The organism is Komagataeibacter xylinus (assembly GCF_004302915.1).
Classification (GTDB): domain Bacteria; phylum Pseudomonadota; class Alphaproteobacteria; order Acetobacterales; family Acetobacteraceae; genus Komagataeibacter; species Komagataeibacter xylinus_C.
This window is the reverse complement of sequence record NZ_QQBI01000003.1, coordinates 118,897-137,367: the sequence shown is the minus strand read 5'-3', so window position 1 is coordinate 137,367 and position 18,471 is coordinate 118,897. Positions and strand designations below refer to the sequence as shown.

The window sequence follows — 18,471 nt, the reverse complement described above, 5'->3', positions numbered from 1 at the left end:
GCTGGTAGCCCATCTGAAACTTCAGGAAACAGTACTGTTCTGGTCCAATTATGGATGCAGGCTCAGGACGTACGGGAGAGCGGAATGCTGAAACTGTCGAAACTGACCGATTACGCCGTGGTGGCTCTGGTCCGGCTGGGGCAGAAGAGCGAGGTCACCACCTCGCCTGTCCTGTCGCGTTCGACCGGCATTCCCGAACCCACGGTGGCGAAGGTGCTCAAGATTCTGGCGACACAGGGCATCGTGACCTCGCAGCGCGGCGCGCGCGGTGGTTACAGGCTGGCCCAGCCGCTTGAGGACATCTCGATCGCGGCCGTGATCCAGGCCATTGATGGCCCCATATCGCTCACCACCTGCGTTGATGGCGGCGATTGCGACGCGCGCTCCACCTGCGGGCTGGGCGGGCAGTGGGATATGGTCAATGCCGCCATGCGCTTTCAGCCATTACGCTGGCAGACATGAAGAACCATACAGTAACCGACAGACTGGGCGGCCTGCACGTGCCGCCCATGCCCGACGGGCCCGAGGCCACGGCCTGATACAGGGGAGGAAAGACACATGCCGGCAGTAGCCGAAACCCGCAAGACGGTCGAAACCCTGGGCCAGAACACCTATAAATGGGGGTTCGAGACCGATATCGAGATGGATATCGCCCCCAAGGGCCTGAACGAGGACACGATCCGCCTCATCTCCAGCCGCAAGAACGAGCCTGAATGGCTGCTGGAATGGCGCCTGAAGGCCTACCGTTCGTGGCTGGAAATGCGCGAGCCGACCTGGGCCAAGGTCCATTACCCGCCCATCGACTACCAGGACGTGCATTACTACGCCGCCCCCCGCAAGAAGCCGGGCCCCAAGTCGCTTGAGGAAGTCGACCCCGAGCTGCTGCGCACCTACGAGAAGCTGGGCATCCCGCTGCACGAGCAGGCGATGCTGGCCGGCGTGGAATTGCCCGAAGGCGAGGAAGCCCGGCCGCCGGTCGCGGTCGACGCGGTGTTTGACAGCGTGTCCGTCGCCACCACCTTCCGCAAGACATTGCAGGAAGCGGGCGTGATCTTCTGCCCGATTTCGGAGGCTGTGCAGGAGCACCCCGAACTCGTGCGCAAATATCTCGGCTCGGTCGTGCCGGTGACGGATAATTTCTACGCTGCGCTGAACGCCGCCGTGTTTACCGATGGCTCCTTCGTGTTCGTGCCCAAGGGCGTGCGCTGCCCGATGGAACTCTCGACCTATTTCCGCATCAATGCCCGCAACACCGGGCAGTTCGAGCGCACGCTGATCATTGTGGAGGACGGCGCGTCCGTCTCCTACCTCGAGGGCTGCACCGCGCCGATGCGTGACGAGAACCAGCTCCATGCCGCCGTGGTCGAACTGGTGGCGATGGAAGATGCCTCGATCAAGTATTCCACCGTGCAGAACTGGTACCCCGGCGATGAGAACGGCCGCGGCGGCATCTACAACTTCGTGACCAAGCGCGGGGCGTGCCGTGGCGCGCGCTCCAAGATTTCATGGACGCAGGTTGAAACCGGCTCGGCCATTACGTGGAAGTATCCGTCGTGCATCCTGCAGGGCGAAGGCTCGGTGGGCGAGTTCTACTCGGTGGCCGTGACCAACAACCACCAGCAGGCCGATACCGGCACCAAGATGATCCATATCGGGCGCAATACGCGCTCGACCATCATTGCCAAGACCATCAGCGCGGGCCAGTCGGACAGCACCTATCGCGGGCTGGTGCGGATGATGCCCAAGGCCTCGGGCAGCCGCAACTTCACCCAGTGCGACAGCCTGCTGATCGGCGATCGCTGCGGGGCACATACCGTGCCCTATATCGAGAACCGCAACATGTCCGCGCGCGTGGAGCATGAGGCAACAACCTCCAAGATATCGGAAGACCAGCTGTTCTACTGCCGCCAGCGCGGCCTGTCGGAAGAAGATGCGGTTGGGCTGATCGTCAACGGATTCTGCAAGGACGTTCTGAAGGAACTGCCGATGGAATTCGCCGTGGAAGCCCAGAAGCTTCTGCAGATCAGCCTAGAAGGCAGCGTGGGCTAACAGGGATTCAAAGACGTGAGCAAGCAATTCGTAAGCATCAATGGCCTGTGCGCCCGCATCGATGATGGGGAAGCCCACAAGGAAATCCTGCGCGGGGTCGACCTCGAGATTCCGGCAGGCGAGGTCCATGCCATCATGGGGCCGAACGGCTCGGGCAAGTCCACCCTGTCCTATGTGCTGGCCGGGCGCGAGGATTATGAGGTGACCGGCGGGTCCGCCACCTTCAAGGGGCAGGACCTGCTCGCACTCGAGCCCGAAGAGCGCGCGGCCCTTGGCCTGTTCCTTGCATTCCAGACACCGGTGGAACTGCCGGGCGTGAACAACGCCAACTTCCTGCGCACCGCCGTCAACGCCGTGCGCCGCGCGCGCGGCATGGACGAGCTTGATGCCGTGGCCTTCCTCAAGGCCGTGCGCAAGGAGACCAAGCATCTGTCCATGTCTGACGAGATGCTCAAGCGCAACGTGAATGTCGGCTTCTCGGGTGGCGAGAAGAAGCGCAACGAGGTGCTGCAGATGCGCATGCTCCAGCCGTCCTTCGCCATCCTTGACGAGACCGATAGCGGGCTGGACATCGACGCCCTGCGCATCGTGGCCGAGGGCGTGAACTCGCTGCGCTCGCCCGATTTCTCGGCGCTGGTCATCACCCATCACCAGCGCCTGCTGGACTATATCGTGCCCGACCGCATCCATGTTATGGCCAAGGGCCGCATCATCCACAGCGGTGGGCCGGAACTGGCCAAGCAGCTTGAGGCGCAGGGTTACGCCCAGTTCCTCTCGGAGGCGGCGTGAACGCCATCGCACCGGTCGGGATCAATCCTTCCGCCTTTCTCGACCGGGGTGAAGGTGCGGGCAATGCCGCGCGGCGCAAGGCCGCCGATTACCTGCGCACGGTGGGCCTGCCGCGCGCGGGCGTGGAGGCGTGGAAATACACCTCGCTGCGCGCGCTGGCCGATGTGTCGTTTACTGATGCACCGCGCGATGTCGATGCCGGCGCGGTCGATACGCTCCTGGCCGAGGTCGAGACCATCTCGGGCCTTGGGGCCGGGGCCAGTCGCGCCGTGTTCGTCAATGGCCGTTTCGATGCCGGGCGCTCGCGCCTGCCCCAGGGGGTGAAGGTTGCAGCCTTTGACCCGGCAAGCGAGCTCCGTGATGGAATCGACCCGGCAGGCGACGTGACCACCGCGCTCAACACCGTGCTGGCGGATGACGGGCTGGCGCTGGTCGTGCCCGCAGGGGTTGATGCAGGCTGCCTGCTGCTGGTCAGCATTGGCCTTGCAGGCGAGGATGCGCCGGTTTCCTTTCACCCGCAGCACCGCATTGTGGTGGAAAAGGGCGGCAGGCTGGCCGTGCTCGATGCCGCCGTGGGCAGGGGCTATTACCTGCATAACCCGCTCTATGACATCACGGTGGAAGAGGGCGGCTACCTGTCGCATGCCCGCATCCAGGCTGAGGGCAAAAAGGCGCTGCACCTTGCGGTCAGCCACGCCCGCGTTGCCAGCCGAGGGGTGTATGACAGCTTTACGCTCACGCTTGGCGCCAGCCTGTCGCGCCATGAGGTGCATGCGGGGCTGAATGCGCCGGGGGCCAGCGTGCATGTCAACGGCGCGCAGCTTCTGGCGGGCCACCAGCATGGCGACCTGACCAGCGTGATCACCCATGCCGCACCGGACTGCATCTCGCGCCAGACGGTCAAGAACGTGCTGGCCGACCATGCGCGCGGCGTGTTCCAGGGCAAGATCCATGTCGAGCGGATTGCCCAGAAAACCGATGGCTACCAGATGAACCAGGCGCTGCTGCTGTCGGACACGGCCGAGATCGATGCCAAGCCCGAACTCGAGATCTATGCTGACGACGTCAAATGCAGCCATGGCGCCACCGTGGGCGCGCTTGATGATGACCAGCTTTTCTACCTGCGCAGCCGTGGCATCCCGAATGAGGCGGCCCGTTCCATCCTGATCCGCGCCTTTTTGCATGACGTAGTGGACCAGATCGACGATGCGCGGTTGAAAGACAGCCTGAACCTTGCGGTGGAAGCCTGGTGGAAGCGGGAGGTCGCCTGATGGACCAGAGCGTCATCACGCCCACGGATGCCGCAGGCAGCCTGCGCCATGTCCGCGCCGACTTTCCCATCCTGAGCCAGAAGGTGCATGGCAAGGATCTGGTGTTCCTTGACAGCGCCGCCTCGGCCCAGAAGCCCCGGCAGGTGATCGACTGCATGGCCGACACCATGCGCACCCAGTACGCCAACATCCATCGTGGCCTGTACTGGATGAGCGAGCGCACCACCGAGGCGTATGAGGCCGTGCGCGACCAGGTGGCACGCTTCCTGGGGGCCGCCGCGCGGGAGGAAATCGTCTTCACCCGCAACAGCACCGAGGCCATCAACCTCGTGGCCCATTCCTATGGCGGGCTGCTGAAGCCGGGGCAGGTTGTGCTGGTGTCCGAGATGGAGCACCACGCCAACCTCGTGCCGTGGCAGATGCTGCGTGACCGCGGGGGCATTGAACTGCGCATCACCCCCATCACCGATGACGGGGCGCTGGACATGGAGGCGCTGGAGGCCAACCTGGCCGATGGCAGGGTGGCGCTGGTGGCGATCACCCACATGTCGAACGTGCTGGGCACCATTACCGATGCCCGCGCCATCATCGACATGGCGCATGCGGCGGGGGCAAAGGTGCTGCTTGATGGCAGCCAGCTTGCCGTGCACCGCCGGGTGAACGTGCAGGAACTGGGTGCTGATTTCTATGTCGTGACCGGGCACAAGCTGTATGGCCCCACCGGCATTGGCGTGCTGTGGGCGCGACGTGAGCTGCTGGAGGCGATGCCGCCTTTCCTTGGCGGTGGCGACATGATCTCCACCGTGTCGTTCGAGCGCTCGACCTGGGCGAACGTGCCGCATAAATTCGAGGCGGGCACGCCTGCCATCATCGAGACCATTGGATTGGGTGCGGCCCTTGCCTATATCGAGTCCATCGGGTTTGACGCGATTGGTGCGCATGAGGATGCGCTGACGGCCTACGCGCTTGAGGCGCTGGGCAACGTCAACGGGCTGAAGGTGATTGGCACGGCACCGCAACGTGGTGGGGTGATCTCGTTCATCATGAAGGATGTCCATCCGCATGATATCGCCACCCTGCTTGACCGCAATGGCATTGCGGTGCGGGCGGGCCATCACTGCGCCGAGCCGCTCATGCGCAGGCTGGGTGTGACGGCCACGGCGCGGGCGAGTTTTGGCATCTACACCACGCCGGAGGAAATCGACTTTCTGGCCGCAACGCTGGAACAGATCCGTGGCTTTTTTGTCTGATGGCAGATGATGGCGCAGGATGATCTGTACCGCACCGTGGTGCTGGAGCGGGCCAGGGCACCGCAGCATGCCGGAGCACTCCCTGCGGCCACGCTGAACGGGCAGGGGTCCAACCCGTTGTGTGGCGACCGGGTGCAGTTGCATGCGGTGCTGGACGGGCAGGGGCGGATCGAGGCGATCCGGCATGAAACGCGGGGCTGCGCCATCTGCGCTGCCTCCGCCGACCTCATGGCCGGGCGTGTAACGGGCCAGGACCGCGCGCATGTGGGTAGGCTGCACGCGGAACTGGTCGAGGCGGTTGAAACCGGCACGGCCCCGGCGGGCCTGGGCGAGCTTGCGGCCTTTGCGCCGCTACACCAGCACCGCTCGCGCAGGCGTTGCGCCCTGCTGCCGTGGTCGGCACTGATTGATATGCTCAATGATGATAAAGACAGGTGAAAGTCTCATGGACGAGAAAAATCAGGTAGAGCCTGCCATCGGCATGGCGGAAGAGACCGGGCATTTTTCCCTTGAGGCCAGCGATGCGCCTGCCCCGAAAGCGGCCCCCGTATCGGCCTGGACACCGGATGGCGAGCCGCCCGCTGCCCCCGCAGGCAAGGCGGCCATGCCCGATGAGGACTCGGTGATCGAGGCCATCGCCACGGTGTATGACCCCGAAATTCCAGTCAATATTTACGAACTTGGCCTGATTTACGCCATTGACCTGCATGAGGATGGATCGGTCAAGGTCGAGATGACGCTCACGGCCCCCAACTGCCCCAGCGCGCAGGAACTGCCCGTGCAGGTGAAGGAAGCCGTGGAAAAGATCGAGACGGTGACCACTGCCACGGTCGAGATCGTGTGGGAGCCGCCATGGGACATGTCGCGCATGAGCGAAGATGCCCGCCTTGCCCTGAACATGTTCTGAACCCTCAAGGGGACTGTGCCATGACCGAACACCAGACAGCCACACCCGCAAAAGCCCCCGCCCGCCGCGCCCTGCCGCCGCTCATGACATTGACGGACCGGGCCGCCGCCCGGCTGGAAAAACTCTACCAGACCAAGAACGCAGGCCACCTGCTGCGCATCGCGGTTTCAACCAAGGGCTGTTCGGGCCATGCCTATGACATGAGCTTTGTGGAAAAGGCTGGCCCCGGTGATGAAGTGGTGGTGGACAAGGGCGTGACCCTGCTGGTGGACCGCAAGGCCACGCTGTTCCTGATCGGCTCGGTCATGGATTACGAGGTCAAGCAGCTTGAATCCGGCTTTACCTTCACCAACCCGAACGAAAAAGGCCGCTGTGGCTGCGGGGAAAGCTTTCACGTCTGATTGCCGCAGATAGAAATGTGAGTTTTTGGGTGCCGCCTTTTTGCAAAAAGGCGGCATTTTTTTAAGCTTTTTGAAAAAAGCTTCACCAAAAACTTTTGCCTGTTTTAGCGCCGGTGATTTTTGCCCGTACCCGGCAGCTTGAGCACACACACGGCCTCGACCTCGGTTGACCACAGGAACTGGTCGATCACCGTCAGGTGCTCCACCTGGTAGCCGATCTGTTGCAGCGGCGTCAGGTCGCGCTGCAGGGCAACCGGATTACAACTGACATAAATGAGATGACGCGGCCTGCCCGCCACGACCTGCGCCATCTGCGCGCCTGCGCCCGCATGGGGCGGATCAAGCACAATGGCCGCGGCCTTGGCCAGTTCGGCCGCCATGACCGGCTGGCGGTTCAGGTCGCGCAGAGCGGGCAGCACCCGGGTGCCACCACTGGCCTGCTTGAGGCAGGCGAGCGCCGCCCGGTCCCCTTCATAGGCCAGCACCTTGGCATGGGCGGCGAGCGCGAAGGACAGCGTGCCACAGCCAGCATAAAGCTCGATGATGCCTGCTTTCAGCCCCTTGGTGGGGAGTGCGGCCAGCACGGCTTGCCTGATGGCATCCTCGCCAGCGCGGGCAGGCTGGAGAAAGGCACCGGGCGGCGGTGTGACGCGCACGCCATCAAAATGATGAAAGACCGGCCCGTTCAGCGCCAGCGTTTCAGGCGGCGAGCCACCCAGCGAGATGCGCGGTATGCCATGCGCCTTGCTGAACTGGGCCAGAATGCGCCGGTCATTGGCATCCGGCTTGCCATCCATCGTAACCAGCAGGTCCGGCCCGCTATCGAGCAGGTTGATCTGCAGGTCGCCACCCGCATGCACGCCGGGCAGCGAATGCAGCATGTCGCGCAGCGGCGAGAGCAGGGCGAACAGGGCGGGGTCAAGCAGGGTGCACGCGGTCATGTCCACCACATCGCCCCGACGGCGATGCAGCCCGAGCACGATGCGCCTGCCTTCGCGGCGGAAGGCCAGGTCAACACGCCGCCGCTCCTGCGGGGCAACCTGCACGGTGGCAGGCGTGGGAATGGTACCAAAGCCCGCGCGATGTAGCGCCCCGGTTACGCGCCCCGCCTTCCATGCCAGCAGGGCGGGCAGTGTCATCTGCTGCACGCGGCAGCCACCGCACTGGCCAAACAGGGCGCAGGGCGGCGTGACCCGGTCCGGGCTGGGGGTAATGATGCGCTCAAGGGCCGCGTGACTGCCCTGAATTGCGCCAAGCGCCACCTCATCGCCCGGCACGGCGCCGGGGATGAATATCCGTCCTGCCGGGGTCTCGGCTATGCCATCCCCGTCATTGCCAAGCGCCACCACCTTGGTGGCGCCGGCCAAGTCGTGTTCCATGCTGGCGCTGTTTATTCGTCAGCCGGGACGACGGGCTTTTCCCGGCGCGGCAACTGCATGAAGGCCGGGACATCATCGCCAAACCCGATAATGGCATGGTCAGGGGCCGCTGGCAGCAGGCCCTGATCGCGGCGGCCCGCACCCGTGGCAGGCGCGGAACGGCTGCGCGAAGGCTTGGGCGCGGGTGCGGCTTCCTCAACCGGGGCAGCAGACGCAGCCGATGCGGGTGCCGGGGCCGGGGTGGCCGCGTTGCTCTTGCGGCGCGACCCGCCTTCCGTGCGGGATTTGCGACGACCGCCCGCGGGGCGTGGCTCATCCGACCATTCAAGGTTATCCACGCCTTTGACCTCAATTCGGGGTATGGGTTTGCCCGTCAGTTTCTCGATGGCCTGGGCCAGCGCTTCCTCGTCGGGGGTGGCGAGGCTGTAGGCATGGCCGGTGCGGCCCGCACGACCGGTACGGCCGATTCGGTGCACGTAGTCCTCGGCATGGAACGGCAGGTCGAAGTTGAACACATGCGACAGCCCGCCAATGTCGATGCCGCGTGCCGCGATGTCGGAGCAGACGAGGATTTGCAGTGCGCCCGACTTGAACGCCTCAAGGGTGGAGAACCGGACCGACTGCGGCAGGTCGCCATGCAGCGCGCCGGCTGAAAAACCATGCTTGATCAGCGATTTGCACAGCACATCCACATCGCGCTTGCGGTTGCAGAACACGATGGCGTTCTGCATGTCCGCCTCACGCAGCAGCTTGCGCAGCGCGCGGCGCTTGTCCGCCGCATCGACAATGGCAAGCCCGGTCTCGATGGTGGACGCCACGGAGGAGGGGCGGCTGACCGTAATCTCCTTGGGGTTGCTCAGGAACGCATCGGCCAGGCGGCGGATTTCAGGCGCCATGGTGGCCGAGAAGAACAGCGTCTGGCGCAGCGGCGAGAGCATGCCCACGATCTTCTCGATATCGGGGATGAACCCCATGTCGAGCATGCGGTCGGCCTCGTCGATCACCAGCAGCTTGGTCTGGGTCAGCAGCAGCCCGCCGCGCTCGAACAGGTCGATCAGGCGGCCCGGCGTTGCAATCAGCACGTCCACGCCGCGGTTGAGCACTTCCTTCTGCTCGGCCATGCTCTCGCCACCAATCAGCAGCGCATGGGTCAGCTTGAGGTGCTTGCCGTAATTGACGAAATTCTCGGCAACCTGCAGTGCGAGTTCGCGCGTGGGCTCAAGGATCAGCGAGCGCGGCATGCGTGCCCGGGCGCGTGAACCCTGAAGGATCTCGAGCATGGGCAGGGTAAACGACGCCGTCTTGCCCGTGCCGGTCTGGGCCACGCCCAGCACGTCGCGGCCCATCAGCACATAGGGGATGGCCTGTGCCTGGATGGGGGTGGGATGACGGTATCCCATTTCATCAATGGCGCGCTGGATGGGCTCGGACAGGCCGAGTTCCGAAAACAGGGGCAGCGCCTCTTCCTGCGCCGGAGTGGCCTGTTCTGGCGCGTCAGGCGGCAGGGCGGCATCCGTGCTGGTGGCGGGAGCCGGGGCTGCCGCCTTCTTTGCGGAACGGGTCGGGGCGGGGGACGTTTTTTTGGCGCTCAAATTACTCTCGAACGTATCAGCAGATGAATATGGCCCCGTCCGATTGCCACCGTGTCGCGCTGTATCAGGCTGCCGTCCCTGATGTACCTGCAGCAATGCAGGGAAGGGGAGTGTGACACGCAACGGGGATAAACCCCTCAAAGCGCCACATTCCCTGTGCGTATCGAGATTTGCAATGGAAATCAAGGGGGCGTGAGGTTGCACCCCATATTTGTCAGAAAGGATGGGCCAGGCAGGCGGTGATGATGGTCAGGATGCCGATGCCGGTGTTGAGCAGCACCAGCGAGCGGATCGAGTCGAACTGCCCCGGCTGCGGGCGCAGGGCGCGGCGGGCCTTCTGGTAGGGGCCGAAATAGATGCGCGCGAATATGCCCGCCATGATCAGGCCGAACAGCTGCATGAGGTTGATCTGCCACGGCACGACCGCAAACCCGCCTTCATGCCAGATCATGAGCCAGCCGCTCACCAGCACCATGGGCATGGTGTGCCACACGATGCGGAAGAAGCGGTTCAGCGTCTGCAGATGCACCGAGGCGCGCTGTGTTGCATCAAGCAGGTTCAGGCTGGGCTTGAGCACGAAGGCCGCATACATCATGCCGCCAACCCAGGCCGCCATGCCTGTAATATGGAGTGCGAGCACAAGGCTCCAGACAATGGAAAGGGACATGAAGCCTCCTTGCGGGGGTAAGGAATAAGGAAAACGCTCACCTGCATAAAGCAGGATGCGGGATGCTTGTTTCCTCATTCCTGTATCATGTGCAAGGCCAGTGCGGCAGCCAATTGCCGGGAAAGGGAAAAGAACATGCCCGCGAACGAACAGATACAAGCTTCTCAGGCCGCCCGCCTGGTGCTGCCCACGCCGGCGCAGATGGGCCAGATCGACGCCGCCGCCGCCCGTAGCGTGCCGGTGTCAACGCTTATGGAAAACGCGGGCCGCGCCGTGGCCCGCGCCATACGCCAGCACATGCGTCCGTGCCGGGTGCTGGTGCTGTGCGGGCCGGGCAATAATGGCGGCGATGGGTACGTTGCCGCCCGCAGGCTGGCCGAGCAGGGCTGGCCGGTTTCCGTAGCCGCCCTTGCCATGCCGCGCCCCGGCGGGGACGAGGCGGCCGCCGCCGCCCTGTGGCATGGGCCGATGGTGCCGTTTGCGCCCGAGAGCGCAGCAGCCTTCGACCTGGTGGTGGACGCAGTGTTCGGCGCGGGGCTGAGCCGCGATGTGGCGCCCGATGTGGTGGCCGTGCTCGGGGCTGCGCGGCGCATCGTGGCCATCGACATGCCCAGCGGCGTGGATGGGGCGACGGGTGGCGTGCGCGGTGACGCGGTGCAGGCCGAGATGACCGTGACCTTCTGCCGCCTCAAGCCCGGCCACCTGCTGCTGCCCGGCCGCACGCTGTGCGGGCGCACCGTGCTGGCCGATATCGGCATTCCCGAATCCGCAATCGGGGATGTGCCGATTCGCACCTGGCGCAATGAACCCGGCCTGTGGCGCACGCCGGCCTGCACGGTCAGTTCCTATAAATACAGCCGCGGCGTGGTCAGCATCTGTGGTGGGCGCGAGATGCCGGGGGCGGCCCGGCTTTCCGCCGCGGGCGCGCGCGCGGCGGGGGCGGGGCTGGTGCGGCTGGCCGTGGGCGACAGCGCGGAGGTCTACCGCATGACCGCGCCTGCGGGCCTGATCGTGGATTCCGACCCGCTGGAAACCCTGCTGCAAGACGGGCGCCGCCATGTGTGGGTGTGTGGCCCCGGCCTTTCGGTGGCGGAGGTGGCGGCGGTCTTTCCCGCCCTGGTGGGGGCAGGGCGCGCGGTGATTGCCGATGCCGGGGCCTTCAGCATGGCGGCAGGCCACCCGGAGCGGCTGAAGGGGGCGGCGATCATCACGCCGCATATCGGCGAATTCGCGCGCGTGTTCGGCAAGCCGGGTGCCGACCGGGTGGATGCCGCGCGCAGGGCCGCCTGCGAGACGGGTGCCGTAACGGTGCTCAAGGGGCCCGATACCATCATTGCCGCGCCCGATGGCCGCGTGGCGATCAATGAACACGCCACCCCCATGCTGGGTACGGCAGGCTCGGGCGATACGCTGACCGGCATCATCGCCGCCATGCTCGCCGCCGGCATGCCCGCGTGGGAGGCGGCGTGCGCGGGGGTGTGGCTGCATGGCGATGCGGCGCTGCATGCCGGCGAATGGCCGCTGGCCGAGGATTTCGACCGCCATATCGGCGCCGCCCGCCACCGGGCGGAGGGCATGGCGAAAAAAGTTTTTGGCTGAAAAGCCCAATCCTTTTTCCTTCGCGTCTTGCCCCATGGCCTGTGGTGCGCTAAAGCCGCGCGCTTACAGGCTGGGCACTGTGCGGGCGTGGTGGAATTGGTAGACACGCCAGATTTAGGTTCTGGTGGCGCAAGCCGTGGGGGTTCAAGTCCCTCCGCCCGTACCAATGATCCCGGCAAGTCGCGTTATGCGAGCAGACGTGGTGGCCCCAACCGGCTTCTTGCGTTCTTTGACACGTTCTGACCGAGAGGATGGCCTGGCAGATGCAGGTTACTGAAACGCTTTCCGATGGCCTGAAGCGCGGTTTCACCGTTACGGTGCCCGCAGCAGAAATCGAGAGCAAGCGCACCGCGCGCCTGAAAGAAGTTGGACAGTCCATGAAGCTGCCGGGTTTCCGCCCGGGCAAGGTGCCGATGAGCATCCTGCAGCAGCGTTATGGCGAATCCGTGCAGGGTGAGGTGATGGAGCAGGTCGTAAGCGACGCGACCCGCACCCTGCTTGACGAGCGCGGCCTGCGCCCTGCCATGCAGCCGAAGGTTGACCTCGTTTCGGGCAGCGAGCCAGGCAGCAAGGAAGACCTGAAGTTCACGGTCGAATTCGAGCTCCTGCCCGAGATCACCATTCCCGACCTGTCCACCCTGTCGCTCGTGCGCCTCAAGTCCGAGGTGAATGCCGAGACGGTGGACAAGGCGCTCAAGGAAATTGCGAGCCGCCAGCGCGAGTTCGAGAAGGTCGAGGAAGACCGCCCCGCCGCCGATGGCGACGTGGTGACGGTGGACTTCGTGGGCAAGGTTGACGGCACGGCCTTTGAAGGCGGCTCCGCTGACGACGTGAATGTCGAACTCGGCGGCGCGGGCTTCATTCCCGGTTTTGCCGAGCAGATCGTGGGCATGAAGGCCGGTGAAGAAAAAGTGATCACCGTCACCTTCCCCGCCGATTACGGCGCGGAGCACCTTGCGGGCAAGGAAGCCACCTTCGACATCAAGGTCAAGGAGCTCAAGCGCCCGATTGAAGCCAAGATCGACGACGAGCTGGCCAAGAAGCTCGGCTTCGAGGGGCTGGAGCAGGTGCGCGAGCTGATTACGCAGCAGGTCACGCAGGAATATGACCAGCTGTCCCGCCTGCGCCTCAAGCGCGAGCTGCTCGACAAGCTGGCCGAAAAGACCGACTTCCAGGCGCCTCCGGGCATGGTCGAGGCCGAGTTCGGCCAGATCTGGGCCCGCATCGAGGAAGACCGCAAGGCCGGCCGCCTCGATGAGGAAGACAAGGACAAGGACGAGGACACCCTGCGCGCCGACTATCGCAAGATTGCCGAGCGCCGCGTGAAGCTCGGCCTGCTGCTGGCTGAAATCGGTCGTGTGAACAACATCACCGTGACCCAGGAAGAAATCGTTCACGCCGTCCGGGCCGAAGCCGCGCGCTATCCGGGCCAGGAACAGGCCGTGTTCGAATATTTCAGCAAGAACCCGCAGGCGATCGATGGCCTGCGTGGCCCGATCTTCGAGAACAAGGTCATCGACTACATCGTCGAGCTGGCCAAGGTCGAGGACAAGGTCGTGACGCCGGAAGAACTGGCCGAAATGCCGGAAGCTGACGTCTGATCCGCTCTGGCGGCATAGGTAACGCCTGCGGCGCGCGGAAGGGGACTTCCGCGCGCCGTATGTGTTTGTGGATAGGGGAACACGCCCCGATTGTGCGGCCCGTTTCTGGCAAAATGACAGGGGTGGGGTGGTATCTGGCGTGTTTGTCTCTATTTTGTCATAAGTAACCGGGAAGGGTCCGGCTGCGCCTGCGCTGTCCGTGCCTCCTGCACCGGGCGGGTAACGTGGAACGGGCCCTTGCTTTTCAGGATCGGGAATATGGCTATGAGGGATCGGGATCCCGTAGAGATCTTCAATAACGCTCTGGTACCGATGGTGGTCGAGCAGACCTCCCGCGGGGAACGGGCATTCGACATCTATTCCCGCCTTCTGCAGGAACGGATCATCTTTCTTACCGGGCCGGTCTATGACCAGGTCTCGGCGCTGGTTTCCGCGCAGCTGCTTTATCTGGAAAGCGTGAACCCCAGCAAGGAAATCTCGTTCTACATCAACAGCCCCGGCGGCGTGGTGTCGGCGGGGCTCGCCATCTATGACACCATGCAGTACATCCGCTGCCCCGTCAGCACGGTGTGCATCGGGCAGGCGGCCTCGATGGGGTCGCTGCTGCTGGCAGGCGGCGAGAAGGGGCGGCGATTCGCGCTGCCCAACTCGCGCGTCATGGTGCACCAGCCTTCAGGCGGGGCGCAGGGCCAGGCCAGCGACATCGAGATCCAGGCGCAGGAAATCCTGACCATTCGCCAGCGCCTGAACGAGATCTACAAGGAGCACACCGGCCGCACGCTCGAGGAGATCGAGCAGAAGCTGGAGCGCGACAGCTACATGTCCGCCGAAGAGGCGCAGGCATTCGGTATTGTGGATGAAGTGGTCCGTCGTAACGTTGCATCAAAACCTGCAGAGTAATCTGCATCAGGGGGCGCGTTCGCAGGCGCGCTCCCGGCCCCGGTGGGGAAGGATTGCCTGCGGCGGTCCAGGCAGCGTTTTTTGCCCGGTCGCAAGGTATGGAGAAGTTCCCCCAGGCGGGAATAGGAGCGGTTATGAATAACAAGTCCGGCGATTCCAAGAATACGCTTTACTGCTCGTTCTGCGGCAAGTCGCAGCATGAGGTCCGCAAACTGATCGCCGGTCCCACCGTGTTCATTTGCGATGAATGCGTCGAATTGTGCATGGATATCATCCGTGAGGAACACAAGACGCATCTGGTCAAGTCGCGCGACGGGGTGCCTACGCCGCGTGAGATCTGCAAGATTCTCGATGATTACGTCATCGGGCAGGGCCATGCGAAGAAGGTGCTGTCGGTTGCGGTGCATAACCACTACAAGCGCCTCGCCCATGCCCAGAAGAACAATGATGTCGAGATTGCAAAATCCAACATCATGCTCATCGGCCCCACCGGCTCGGGCAAGACCCTGCTGGCCCAGACGCTGGCCCGCATCCTTGACGTGCCCTTCACCATGGCCGACGCCACCACCCTGACCGAAGCGGGCTACGTGGGCGAGGATGTGGAGAACATCATCCTCAAGCTTTTGCAGGCGGCCGACTACAATGTGGAGAAGGCCCAGCGCGGTATTGTCTATATCGACGAGATCGACAAGATCTCGCGCAAGTCGGACAACCCTTCCATCACGCGCGACGTGAGCGGCGAGGGCGTGCAGCAGGCGCTGCTCAAGATCATGGAAGGCACCGTGGCCTCCGTGCCGCCGCAGGGCGGGCGCAAGCATCCGCAGCAGGAATTCCTGCAGGTGGACACCACCAACATGCTGTTCATCTGCGGTGGCGCGTTCGCGGGGCTGGACAAGATCATCAGCGCGCGCGGCAAGGGTTCGGGCATCGGCTTTGGCGCCGATGTGCAGTCGCCCGACGAGCGGCGCATGGGCGCCGTGCTGCGCGAGGTGGAGCCCGAGGACCTGCTGAAATTCGGCCTGATCCCCGAGTTCATCGGTCGCCTGCCCGTGGTCGCCACGCTCGAGGACCTTGATGAGGCAGCCCTGATCGAGATCCTGACCAAGCCCAAGAACGCGCTCGTCAAGCAGTATGCCCGCCTGTTCCAGATGGAGGACGTGCAGCTCACCTTTACCGAGGATGCGCTGCGCCAGGTGGCCCAGCGCGCCATTGCGCGGCGCACGGGCGCCCGTGGCCTGCGCGCCATTCTCGAGAGCATCCTGCTGTCGACCATGTTCGACCTTCCTGGCCTGAAGAATGTCGAGGAAGTGGTGGTCAACAAGGAAGTGGCCGAGGGCAAGGCGCAGCCCGTCTATGTGTATGGCAAGAACCAGCCGGCCGAACAGTCCGCCTGACGGTCTGGCCGCTTTACGCCGAATTGTCGCCACCGGGCTTGTGGTGGTGGCGCGTCGTGACAACATTGAAGTGAGGTTGTCGCATATGCGGCGCAACGGATGGGCAGGCCACATGGTTGGGTGCCCATCCGGGATCGTCCATCAGGAGGTCAAAAAAACAATATGTCTGAAACTGACAGACTGACTCCCGTGCCTGAAGGCACGGAAACCACCGAGACCAATACGGGCGGCACCCCCGTCGCCACCACGCGTGGCGTGGAGGAGGCTGAAGACGACACGACGCGTGACACGATTGCTGTCTTGCCCCTGCGCGATATTGTCGTCTTTCCGCACATGATCGTGCCTCTGTTCGTGGGGCGCGAGAAGTCCGTCCGCGCACTTGAGGCGGTGACGCGCAGCGACAAGCAGATCCTGCTCGTGGCCCAGAAAAACGCGGCGCAGGATGACCCGACGCCCGATGACATCTATCGCTACGGCACGGTCTCCACCATCCTGCAGCTGCTCAAGCTGCCCGATGGCACGGTGAAGGTGCTTGTTGAAGGCGGCAGGCGCGCCCACATCACCGCGCTGCACGAAGTCGATGGCCACTTCGAGGCCGAGATCGAGGACGTGCCCGAGCAGGAAACCGACGGCAAGGAAGCCGAGGCCATCGGCCGCACGCTGATCGGCCAGTTCGAGCAGTACATCAAGCTGAACAAGAAGATCGCGCCCGAGGTGCTGGTCTCGCTCAACCAGATTGATGACCTGTCGAAGCTGGCGGACACCATTGCCAGCCACCTGAACCTGAAGATTCCCGAAAAGCAGGAAATCCTCGAGATCCAGGACGTGAATGCACGCCTGGAGCGGGTTTTTGCGCATATGGAAGCCGAGATCGGCGTGCTCCAGGTGGAAAAGCGCATCCGGAACCGCGTGAAGCGGCAGATGGAAAAGACCCAGCGCGAGTACTACCTCAACGAGCAGCTCAAGGCGATCCAGAAGGAACTGGGCGAAGGCGAGGACGGCAAGGACGAGACCGCCGAGCTTGAGGAAAAGATCGCCAAGACCAAGCTGAGCAAGGAAGCGCGCGAAAAGGCCCTGGCCGAGCTGAAGAAGCTGCGGAGCATGAGCCCGATGTCCGCCGAGTCGACGGTGGTGCGCAACTATCTCGACTGGATTCTGGGCATTCCGTGGAAGAAGCGCTCGAAGGTCCGCCATGACCTGTCCGAGGCCCAGAAGGTGCTCGACACCGACCATTACGGGCTGGAGAAGGTCAAGGAACGCATCATCGAGTACCTGGCCGTGCAGAGTCGCGCCCAGAAGCTCAAGGGGCCGATCCTGTGCCTTGTGGGGCCGCCGGGCGTGGGCAAGACCTCGCTTGCCAAGTCCATCGCCAAGGCAACGGGGCGGCAGTATGTGCGCATGTCGCTTGGTGGCATGCGCGACGAGGCCGAGATCCGTGGCCACCGCCGCACCTATATCGGCTCCATGCCCGGCAAGATCATCCAGGGTATGAAGAAGGCCAAGACCTCGAATCCGCTCTTCCTGCTTGATGAGATCGACAAGCTCGGTGCCGACTGGCGCGGCGATCCATCTTCCGCCCTGCTCGAAGTGCTGGACCCCGAGCAGAATTCGACCTTTGGCGATCACTATCTCGAGGTCGATTATGACCTGTCGGATGTGATGTTCATCACCACCGCCAACAGCCTGAACATGCCCCAGCCGCTGCTGGACCGCATGGAGATCATCCGCCTGTCGGGCTACACGGAGGACGAGAAGGTCGAGATTGCCAAGCGCCACCTGCTGGGCAAGCAGACGGAGGCCAACAACCTCAAGCCGGGCGAGTGGTCGGTGTCCGATGATGCCCTGCGCGAACTGATTCGCAGCTACACGCGTGAAGCGGGCGTGCGTAACCTCGAGCGCGAAATCGCGACATTGGCCCGCAAGGCCGTGACCGAGATCGTGACCGGCAAGGCCAAGACCGTGGCGATCACGGCCGAGAACCTTGAAAAATACGCAGGCGTGAAGCGATTCCGCCATGGCGAGACCGAGTCGGAAGACATGGTCGGAGTCGTGACCGGGCTGGCCTGGACCGAAGTGGGCGGGGAAATCCTGACCATCGAAAGCGTGATGGTGCCCGGCAAGGGCAACGTCAAGCTGACCGGCAAGCTCGGCGATGTGATGAAGGAAAGTGTCGCGGCTGCATTGTCCTATGTGCGTAGCCGTGCGGTGACCTTCGGCATCAGCCCTGACCTGTTTGAAAAGCGCGACCTGCACGTGCACGTGCCCGAGGGGGCCACGCCCAAGGATGGCCCTTCGGCCGGTATCGCCATGGCCACCTCGATCGTGAGCGTGATGACGGGCATCCCCGTGCGGCGCGACGTGGGCATGACCGGCGAAATCACGCTGCGTGGCCGCGTGCTGCCGATTGGCGGCCTGAAGGAAAAGCTGCTGGCCGCCCACCGCGCGGGGCTCAGGACCATTTTCATCCCCAAGGATAACGAGAAGGACCTGGTGGACATCCCCACGGTGGTGACCGAGGCGCTGACCATCCTGCCGGTCTCGCATGTGGATGAAGTGATTGGCCAGGCGCTGGTGGAAAAGCCCGAGCCGATCGAGTGGACGGAGCCGGTGGCCGCTCCTTCCACCGAAGGGGCCGCAACACCTGCATTGACGCATTGAGCGCCGTAGGGCAG

Annotated in this window: 15 protein-coding genes, 1 tRNA gene and 1 pseudogene; 14 read left to right on the top strand and 3 right to left on the bottom strand. The window is 63.9% G+C overall.

Annotated elements, in window-relative coordinates:
* The first annotated feature begins 84 nt into the window (after positions 1 to 84).
* The 8 genes and pseudogenes from DV027_RS03395 (at position 85) to DV027_RS03360 (ending at position 6,667) form a co-directional block, all read left to right on the top strand.
* Positions 85 to 539: pseudogene (locus DV027_RS03395) on the top strand (SUF system Fe-S cluster assembly regulator).
* A gap of 19 nt (positions 540 to 558) precedes the next feature.
* Positions 559 to 2,049: a Fe-S cluster assembly protein SufB gene (gene sufB / locus DV027_RS03390; RefSeq protein WP_110568847.1), complete on the top strand. Its 1,491-nt coding sequence runs from the start codon at positions 559 to 561 to the stop codon at positions 2,047 to 2,049.
* 15 nt (positions 2,050 to 2,064) lie between these two features.
* Positions 2,065 to 2,838, top strand: coding sequence for a Fe-S cluster assembly ATPase SufC (sufC, locus tag DV027_RS03385; RefSeq protein WP_061272166.1), 774 nt, complete (start codon positions 2,065 to 2,067; stop codon positions 2,836 to 2,838).
* A complete protein-coding gene (gene sufD / locus DV027_RS03380; protein WP_130730531.1) occupies positions 2,835 to 4,109 on the top strand; it encodes a Fe-S cluster assembly protein SufD in 1,275 nt (424 codons plus the stop codon). The genes sufC and sufD overlap by 4 nt, the downstream gene beginning before the upstream one ends.
* Complete coding sequence (locus DV027_RS03375) at positions 4,109 to 5,359, top strand: aminotransferase class V-fold PLP-dependent enzyme (RefSeq protein ID WP_130730530.1); 1,251 nt, start codon at positions 4,109 to 4,111, stop codon at positions 5,357 to 5,359. Before sufD ends, DV027_RS03375 begins: the two co-directional genes overlap by 1 nt.
* Before the next feature lie 9 nt (positions 5,360 to 5,368).
* Complete coding sequence (gene sufU / locus DV027_RS03370) at positions 5,369 to 5,797, top strand: Fe-S cluster assembly sulfur transfer protein SufU (protein WP_130730601.1); 429 nt, start codon at positions 5,369 to 5,371, stop codon at positions 5,795 to 5,797.
* Positions 5,798 to 5,804: 7 nt separating this feature from the next.
* Positions 5,805 to 6,266, top strand: coding sequence for an SUF system Fe-S cluster assembly protein (locus tag DV027_RS03365; RefSeq protein ID WP_130730529.1), 462 nt, complete (start codon positions 5,805 to 5,807; stop codon positions 6,264 to 6,266).
* A gap of 20 nt (positions 6,267 to 6,286) precedes the next feature.
* Entirely contained in the window at positions 6,287 to 6,667 is a 381-nt protein-coding gene (locus DV027_RS03360) for a HesB/IscA family protein (RefSeq protein WP_130730528.1), read from the top strand.
* Between the two features lie 104 nt (positions 6,668 to 6,771).
* Here DV027_RS03360 and DV027_RS03355 read toward each other — a convergent pair whose 3' ends face one another.
* From DV027_RS03355 to DV027_RS03345, 3 genes are all read right to left on the bottom strand, one after another.
* The gene (locus DV027_RS03355) at positions 6,772 to 8,046 is read right to left on the bottom strand and encodes a class I SAM-dependent RNA methyltransferase (protein WP_130730527.1); all 1,275 of its coding nucleotides are present in this window, start codon (positions 8,044 to 8,046) and stop codon (positions 6,772 to 6,774) included.
* 11 nt (positions 8,047 to 8,057) lie between these two features.
* Positions 8,058 to 9,638, bottom strand: a complete 1,581-nt coding sequence (locus DV027_RS03350) for a DEAD/DEAH box helicase (RefSeq protein WP_130730526.1) — start codon at positions 9,636 to 9,638, stop codon at positions 8,058 to 8,060.
* A gap of 214 nt (positions 9,639 to 9,852) precedes the next feature.
* Positions 9,853 to 10,305: a CopD family protein gene (locus tag DV027_RS03345; protein WP_130730525.1), complete on the bottom strand. Its 453-nt coding sequence runs from the start codon at positions 10,303 to 10,305 to the stop codon at positions 9,853 to 9,855.
* Positions 10,306 to 10,440: 135 nt separating this feature from the next.
* On the opposite strand from DV027_RS03345, the gene DV027_RS03340 reads away from it, so the two are divergent.
* The 6 genes from DV027_RS03340 (at position 10,441) to lon (ending at position 18,457) form a co-directional block, all read left to right on the top strand.
* Positions 10,441 to 11,904: an NAD(P)H-hydrate dehydratase gene (locus tag DV027_RS03340; RefSeq protein ID WP_130730524.1), complete on the top strand. Its 1,464-nt coding sequence runs from the start codon at positions 10,441 to 10,443 to the stop codon at positions 11,902 to 11,904.
* Between the two features lie 81 nt (positions 11,905 to 11,985).
* Positions 11,986 to 12,070, top strand: a tRNA-Leu gene (locus DV027_RS03335).
* Between the two features lie 97 nt (positions 12,071 to 12,167).
* Positions 12,168 to 13,505: a trigger factor gene (tig, locus tag DV027_RS03330; protein ID WP_130730523.1), complete on the top strand. Its 1,338-nt coding sequence runs from the start codon at positions 12,168 to 12,170 to the stop codon at positions 13,503 to 13,505.
* A gap of 264 nt (positions 13,506 to 13,769) precedes the next feature.
* Positions 13,770 to 14,405: an ATP-dependent Clp protease proteolytic subunit gene (locus DV027_RS03325; protein ID WP_061272180.1), complete on the top strand. Its 636-nt coding sequence runs from the start codon at positions 13,770 to 13,772 to the stop codon at positions 14,403 to 14,405.
* 134 nt (positions 14,406 to 14,539) lie between these two features.
* Positions 14,540 to 15,799 carry an ATP-dependent Clp protease ATP-binding subunit ClpX gene (gene clpX, locus DV027_RS03320; RefSeq protein ID WP_078524412.1) on the top strand — a complete coding sequence of 420 codons (1,260 nt, stop codon included), beginning with the start codon at positions 14,540 to 14,542 and terminating at the stop codon, positions 15,797 to 15,799.
* A 162-nt stretch (positions 15,800 to 15,961) separates the two neighbouring features.
* Positions 15,962 to 18,457 (top strand): endopeptidase La, encoded by a 2,496-nt coding sequence (lon, locus tag DV027_RS03315; RefSeq protein ID WP_130730522.1) that lies wholly within the window; start codon positions 15,962 to 15,964, stop codon positions 18,455 to 18,457.
* Positions 18,458 to 18,471: the final 14 nt, after the last annotated feature.